We start from the raw sequence: 6064 nt of genomic DNA, 5'->3' as shown, positions 1-6064 counted from the left end.
GCCGGTGCCGCCGGGGCGGCGGGCGGCGTCGGCGCGTCGGCCTGAGCGATGGCGGCACCGGCTCCGGAAGCCGTAAGCGCAAGGCCGGCGAGGGTCAGCGCCGCAGCGCCAGCGATTCCGGTGGTGACACGGGCACGCGACTTGGGATTGTGTTTCGAGAGCATTTTGAGCCTCCCCTTGAGTTCGTTGACGGTGTGTAGGTGGCATGCCGCCGAGACCGCACCCCCATGCGCGGACTTGACGATGGCGCGGCCATAGGCATGGCGCAGCGCCGGTGCGCGGCCCGAGAGCACAAGGGCATCACAGGCCAGTTCCTGGTCGGCGCGGAAGGCGCGGAACGCCCGCCATGCGACCGGGTTGAACCAATGGAGCGCGAGCACGACCAGCGCGATCCAGTTGGCGATCAGGTCCCCCCGAAGGTGGTGCCCGAGTTCATGGGCAAGCGCGAGGTTGCGCTCGACCGGGTCATAACGCTCCGCGAAATCCCGCGGAAACGCGACATATTTGCGCCAGATGCCGAAGGCGAGCGGGCCGGTGGCGGCATCGGTTTCGATGACATGGACACGCCCGTCGGCGACTGTGCGGCGAATTTCCGCCTTGCGCATCAGATTGGCGCAGAAACGGCTGTGCGACACGATATGCCACAACAGGAAGCCGAGCGCGCCAGCGGCCCAGATTGCGCCGAGGATCAGCAACAGGCTCGGCCCGCTCGACGCGGTGACGCTGGTCTCCGCAACCGTGGTTGTCGCATGGGCGGCCATGTCGGCTTGGGCCTGCAGCAGCGCCTGGTCGATGATCGCCTGCGTGCTGACGGTGGTGGTGGCGGCGGCGGCGGGAGCCTCGGCCGACTGGGTGAGGCTGCCGAGCAGTTCGGTGAAGCTCCACGCGCCGGGCAAGGGCGGCATCAACAGCCGCAGCACCGGCAACAGCCACAGCGCATAGGCGATGTTGGGGCCGAACTGCTCGCGGACGGGTTTGCGCAGCGCCAGGACCAGCAGCATCAGCAGCGTGGTCGCGATGCAGGTTTCGATCATCCAGGCGATCATTGCTTGAGCTCCTTCAGCAGGGCCTCGATCTCGGCAATGTCCTGATCGGTCAGCGCATCGCGCTCGGCGAGATGCGCGACCAGCGGGGTGAGCTTGCCCCCGAACAGCCGGTCGATCAGGCGGCGCGACTCACCCTCGACATAGTCGCCGCGCTCGACCAGCGGGCGGTATTGATAGCGGCGGCCATCCTCATCGGCGGCGATGACGTTCTTGGCGAGCAGGCGGCCGAGCAACGTCTTGACCGTATTGGCGCTCCAGCCGCGCGACGGTGCCACGCGCTCGACCACATCCTGGGCGGCGAGCGGGGACTCGTCCCACAGCACCTCCATCACCGCATGCTCGGCTTCGCTGATTCGCTCGGTCATCGGTTCCCTCTTTGACTACGGGTGTAATCGCTCCGATCACATGTGTAGTCAATGGGCTGAACGCGCGATGAATGAGGTTCAGGTTGGTACCGGTGTCGGAAAAGCTGACAGCTTTGCGTGGCGGTGAATTTCGTTAACCAGCGTCATCCGCGGAAGTGCGTGGTTCGCCCGATCTGGCACGCGCGGTGCAACACTTCGGGCATATGTGTTCACCGCCAGGTGCGACGCTTCAGGGGCGGGTGGCTTTTGGGCCATCCGCCCTTTCCCGTTATGGACGATGTGCAGTGGGTGGGTCGGCACCGAACGCCGACGCGGCGGGTCGCACGCTGGCGACCCGCGTAAACAGAGTCGCCGCCGATCAGGCCGCAGCGACGCCCTTGTCCTCGAGCAGCTGAGCCAGCTCGCCGCTCTCATACATTTCCATCATGATGTCGGACCCGCCGACAAACTCACCCTTCACATAAAGCTGGGGAATGGTCGGCCAGTCGGAAAACGCCTTGATGCCCTGACGGACTTCCTGATCCTGCAGTACGTCGACGCTTTCGAACTCGACGCCGAGATGGTTGAGGATCGAAACGGCGCGGTTGGAGAAGCCGCACTGCGGGAACAGCGGCGTGCCCTTCATGAACAGCAGCACGTCGTTCGAATCGACAAGGGTCTGGATGCGGGCGTTGGTATCGTCGGTCATGGTCATTCACTCCCAGCCGGCACGGCAGTGGTCAGCTGAAGCGCGTGCAGCACGCCGCCCATCCGACCGCCAAGTGCGGCATATACAGCCTGGTGCTGCCGCACGCGCGGCATTCCCCGGAAACTCTCACTGGTCACGCGCGCGGCATAATGATCGCCATCGCCGGCAAGGTCGGTGATCTCCACCGCCGCATCCGGGATGCCGGCGCGGATCAGCGCCTCGATCTCGCTCGCCGCCATTGGCATGATTACTGCGCCTCGATCAGCTGGCGGCGCGCCTCGACCGTCATCGCCTCGACCGCAGCGCGCACGGCGGCATCGTCGATTTCGACCCCGGCAGCAGTCAGGTCGCCGAGCAGCTTGCGGATCACGTCTTCGTCACCCGATTCCTCGAAATCGGCCTGCACCACCGCCTTGGCATAGGCGTCGGTCTCTTCGGGGGTCAGCGCCATCTTTTCCGCCGCCCATTGGCCGAGCAGCCGGTTGCGCCGCGCGGTGACGCGGAACGCCATTTCCTCGTCACGGACATATTTGGCTTCGAACGCGCGCTCGCGATCGTCGAAGGTGGTCATGCTGCAATACCCCTAAAACAGTGTCCTGATGGAAATAGGGGCGGGCCGCGCGCATGGCAACGGGCGTAGCATCCCGGATCGACATTGCCCCGGCCGGGCGAGGGGGGTAGGCGGCGGTGCAGGGTGCAGGAGTTGTCATGTCCGTTTTCCAGCTCGATGGGTTCGATCTCGACGCCTTTGTTGCCGCCACGCTGGCGGAGGATGTGGGATCGGGCGATGTCACCGCAGAGGCCGTGATCCCGTCGGATGCGGTGTTTGACGGGGTGATGGACAGCCGTGATGCCGTGGTCGTGGCCGGGCTGCCGATCGCTGCGGCCTTTTTCCGCGCGCTCGATCCGACTGTCGAGATCGAGATTCTGGCGGCGGAGGGCGAGGCTGTCGCGGCCGGGAGCGACCTCATGCGGCTGCGCGGCAATGCGCGCGCGCTGCTCACCGCCGAACGCTCGGCGCTCAATACGGTCCAGCATCTGTCGGGCATCGCGACGATGACGCGTGCTTATGTCGACGCGATGGCCGGGAGCGGTGCGACGTTGCTCGACACGCGCAAGACCATCCCGGGCCTGCGCCGATTGGAGAAATATGCGACGCGGATGGGCGGGGCGCAGAATCATCGCATGGGCCTGTGGGACGCGGCGATGATCAAGGACAATCACGTCGCAGTCGCCGGATCAGTCGAGGAAGCGGTGGCGCGGGCGGTGTGCGCGGGGATCGGCGCGATCATCGTCGAGGTCGACCGGACCGACCAGATCGAACCGGCGCTGGCGGCGGGGGCGACGCACCTGTTGCTCGACAATATGGGGCCGGAGCTGCTGCGCGAAGCGGTGGCGCTGGTCGCCGGGCGGGTGCCGACCGAGGCTTCCGGCGGCGTGCGGCTCGACACCATTGCGGCGATCGCGGCGACGGGCGTGACCTATGTCAGCGTCGGGCGGCTGACCCAATCGGCTCCGGCGGCGGATATCGGGCTGGACTTCGCCCCCGCCTGACGCCTAGCGTTTCGACAATTCTGGAGGGGGTATTTCATGCGACCGCAATCGATCATCCGGTTCGAACAGGCCTATCTGGCGTCGATCGTCGTGTGGGGCGTCAATCACGCGCTCGGCTGGAGCAAGCAGATTGCGGCCGTCGAAGCATCCTTCGCGCAGATGCCCGAGATGATCCCGGCAGGTCGGGCGATGCTGATCGGCTTTACGCTGTTCGCGCTCTTCGTCTCGCTGCTGCTGTGGTTTTTTACTGCGCGCAAGGCGAGCGAGGTGACGAAGTGGATCATCGTCGCCCTGTTTGCACTGTCCGCGGTGGCGCTGCCGTTTTCGCTGGCAGGGTTCGCAAGAACCGGAGCTCTGCCAGCCGCGCTGAACGTGGTGACGTTCGCGCTGACCGCTTTTGCAGTGTGGATGCTGTTCCGGCCGGATGCGACCGCATGGTTCCGCGCGAGCGACGGGAGCGCGCCACCGCCGCCCGTCGCCTGAACGGGTCAGCTGTCGATGACGGCGGTTGCCGGGTGATGCTTGTCGAGGTGCCGCTTGATGATGCGCAGGTTGCGTGAGTTCGAGCGGTAGAAGAAGTCGGCGACATCACCGATGCCGGGGATGAGTCCCAGCAGCCAGTCAAAACCGACATTGCCGACCATCCGCAGCATCGCGCCGCGCGACATGCCGAGGTTCCGGGCCTCCCACACCATGTAGAGGCCCATGCCGGCCGCAATGATGTCGCCGCCGACGGGGATCAGGCCGATCAGCGCGTCGAGGCCGACGGTTTGACGCGTGCCGGGGATCGTGAAGCCGCGTTCGAGCAGCTTCTCCATCGCCGTTACCCGCTGGCGCACGGAATGTGGGTCGCGGCCGACCGGAAAGGCGCCGGGAGTGCGTTGCATGCGGGTCGCCTTGGCCATGTCGGTCCTCGCTTAGGGTGCGCGCAGATGGGTCAGCGAATGCCAGGCCCGGGGATTCGTCTGAAACGCCCTGAGCCTGAGTGCCGCCACCGACCAGCGCAACGGTTGTGCAATCGGAATATAGCGCTGTGCAGCGGTGAGTGCGAGGTCTGCTTCGGCAATCCGCCGGGCGCGATCGGCCAGGGTCGGCGCGTCGCGGGCGGCGTCGATCACTGCGGCGAGGTCGTCCGGGCAGCGGCGGCACGCGGTGACGAAGTACCAGCGGGCACTGTCATAGGGAGCGACGGCGTCGATCAGGCGCAGATCGGCATCTTCGCGCTCCGCCACCCAGGCGGGTTGCAGGCCGATCGCGCGCAGATCCCGCACTAGGCTGTACCAGACCAGCTTGGTCCCAATGCTGCGTGGCATGGCGATGCGGATGACGGGCGATGCGTCGGGATTGGCCGCGCGCCAGGTGACGACGCGGTTGCGCGCGAGGATGCGCCGGGCGTCCAGCGACTGCGCCACCCAGGCGGGGATCGCGGGCGGCGCGGCCGAGTCGAGCTGCGCGGGGAGCAGCGTTTCGACAGGCGTCCATTCCGGGCGGAAGCGTGCGGTGAGGGCGGCGCGATCGATCGCCATCGCCAGCGCCGCGCGGTTGGCCGGATCGGCGGTGAACCCCTCTTCTGACACGATCGCCAGTCCGAACAGGCCCACTGCGGGGTCGACGCGCAGATTCGCCGGCGCGATCCCCGCATGGTCGAGGAGCGGCCAGTCGTGAAAGCTGCCGCCCAGGATCAGGTCGGATTCGCGCGCGGCGAACCGGGTCAGCGCCATTGCGGCGCGCTCGCCGATCAGACGGACATTGTCTGCGGCCTCAGGCGCGGCGGCATTTTCGGCGACGGCATAGGGATCGGGAACTGGGCGCAGCAGATTGCCGCTCCCTTTGGGGTCGGCACGCAGGGGGCCTGTGCCGGACAGGCGCGGGCGACGCAGGATGGCGAATTCGGGTTGCGCGAACAGTTTCAGCAGATCAGGGCGGGGATGCTTCAGCCGCACCTCGATCACCTGCGGGGTCATTTCGACGATCTCGTCGATCACCGCGACGAACGGCGCATGCGGTGAGCGCGCGCTCGGCGCGATGGCAGCGCGCAGGCTCGCCACCACGTCGCCGGCTGTCACCTTGCTTCCGTCGGGCCATTCGGCATTGCGGATGCGGAAGATGTAGCTGCGCCCCTCGTCGCTGACGATCCAGCGCTCCGCCACGCCCGGCTCGATCCCGCCATTGGCGTCGAAGCGAACCAGTCCCTGCGCGGTCGCGGCGAGCAGCACGCTTTCGGGGAAGGTGAGGGGACCGCGCGCAGGGTCGCGCAATGTGGTGGGCGCGCCGATCGCGCTCACCACGACCGGAACGTCATCGGGTCGCCGCTCGCACCCGCCCGCGAACAAGGCGAGCGCAAGGGCAAGGGGCAGGGCGGGGGAGCGCATGGCTCCCGCTTTATGGAGGCGGGGCGGGGAAGCCAACCC

The 6064-nt window shown here is 67.0% G+C and carries 9 protein-coding genes; 2 read left to right on the top strand and 7 right to left on the bottom strand.

Annotated features, from left to right (window positions below):
- The 5 genes from AX681_RS09810 to AX681_RS09790 all read right to left on the bottom strand — a co-directional run.
- The coding region (locus AX681_RS09810; protein WP_231734931.1) for a M56 family metallopeptidase at positions 1-1046 on the bottom strand (1046 nt) is incomplete at its 3' end.
- A complete protein-coding gene (locus AX681_RS09805; RefSeq protein WP_066661983.1) occupies positions 1043-1411 on the bottom strand; it encodes a BlaI/MecI/CopY family transcriptional regulator in 369 nt (122 codons plus the stop codon). The genes AX681_RS09805 and AX681_RS09810, both read right to left, overlap by 4 nt.
- 358 nt (positions 1412-1769) lie before the next feature.
- Entirely contained in the window at positions 1770-2099 is a 330-nt protein-coding gene (gene grxD, locus AX681_RS09800) for a Grx4 family monothiol glutaredoxin (RefSeq protein WP_066661981.1), read from the bottom strand.
- Positions 2100-2101: 2 nt separating this feature from the next.
- A complete protein-coding gene (locus AX681_RS09795) occupies positions 2102-2344 on the bottom strand; it encodes a BolA/IbaG family iron-sulfur metabolism protein (RefSeq protein ID WP_066661979.1) in 243 nt (80 codons plus the stop codon).
- Between the two features lie 2 nt (positions 2345-2346).
- Positions 2347-2670, bottom strand: coding sequence for a DUF1476 domain-containing protein (locus tag AX681_RS09790; RefSeq protein ID WP_066661977.1), 324 nt, complete (start codon positions 2668-2670; stop codon positions 2347-2349).
- 137 nt (positions 2671-2807) lie between these two features.
- Here AX681_RS09790 and nadC point away from each other — a divergent pair, with 137 nt between their 5' ends.
- Both nadC and AX681_RS09780 read left to right on the top strand, forming a co-directional pair.
- On the top strand, positions 2808-3653 hold the full coding sequence (gene nadC, locus AX681_RS09785; protein WP_066661976.1) for a carboxylating nicotinate-nucleotide diphosphorylase: 846 nt from the start codon (positions 2808-2810) through the stop codon (positions 3651-3653).
- A 36-nt stretch (positions 3654-3689) separates the two neighbouring features.
- The gene (locus tag AX681_RS09780; RefSeq protein ID WP_066661973.1) at positions 3690-4136 is read left to right on the top strand and encodes a hypothetical protein; all 447 of its coding nucleotides are present in this window, start codon (positions 3690-3692) and stop codon (positions 4134-4136) included.
- A 5-nt stretch (positions 4137-4141) separates the two neighbouring features.
- Here the strand turns inward: AX681_RS09780 and AX681_RS09775 are convergent, their stop codons facing one another.
- Positions 4142-4558: a DUF4112 domain-containing protein gene (locus tag AX681_RS09775; protein WP_066661969.1), complete on the bottom strand. Its 417-nt coding sequence runs from the start codon at positions 4556-4558 to the stop codon at positions 4142-4144.
- 12 nt (positions 4559-4570) lie between these two features.
- Complete coding sequence (locus AX681_RS09770; protein WP_066661967.1) at positions 4571-6025, bottom strand: ABC transporter substrate-binding protein; 1455 nt, start codon at positions 6023-6025, stop codon at positions 4571-4573.
- Between the last annotated feature and the right edge of the window lie 39 nt (positions 6026-6064).

It is taken from the genome of Sphingomonas sp. CCH9-E2, from assembly GCF_001557215.1.
In the GTDB taxonomy this organism is placed as follows: Bacteria; Pseudomonadota; Alphaproteobacteria; order Sphingomonadales; family Sphingomonadaceae; genus Sphingomonas.
The sequence above is the reverse complement of the archived record's forward strand: the minus strand, read 5'-3'. Positions and strand labels throughout refer to the sequence as shown.

Bases quoted from the DNA above. Each gene is read 5' to 3' on its own strand.
- AX681_RS09805 (WP_066661983.1), bottom strand. From the start codon at position 1,411: ATGACCGAGCGAATCAGCGAAGCCGAGCATGCGGTGATGGAGGTGCTG.
- grxD (WP_066661981.1), bottom strand. From the start codon at position 2,099: ATGACCGACGATACCAACGCCCGCATCCAGACCCTTGTCGATTCGAAC.
- AX681_RS09795 (WP_066661979.1), bottom strand. From the start codon at position 2,344: ATGCCAATGGCGGCGAGCGAGATCGAGGCGCTGATCCGCGCCGGCATC.
- AX681_RS09790 (WP_066661977.1), bottom strand. From the start codon at position 2,670: ATGACCACCTTCGACGATCGCGAGCGCGCGTTCGAAGCCAAATATGTC.
- nadC (WP_066661976.1), top strand. From the start codon at position 2,808: ATGTCCGTTTTCCAGCTCGATGGGTTCGATCTCGACGCCTTTGTTGCC.
- AX681_RS09780 (WP_066661973.1), top strand. From the start codon at position 3,690: ATGCGACCGCAATCGATCATCCGGTTCGAACAGGCCTATCTGGCGTCG.
- AX681_RS09775 (WP_066661969.1), bottom strand. From the start codon at position 4,558: ATGGCCAAGGCGACCCGCATGCAACGCACTCCCGGCGCCTTTCCGGTC.
- AX681_RS09770 (WP_066661967.1), bottom strand. From the start codon at position 6,025: ATGCGCTCCCCCGCCCTGCCCCTTGCCCTTGCGCTCGCCTTGTTCGCG.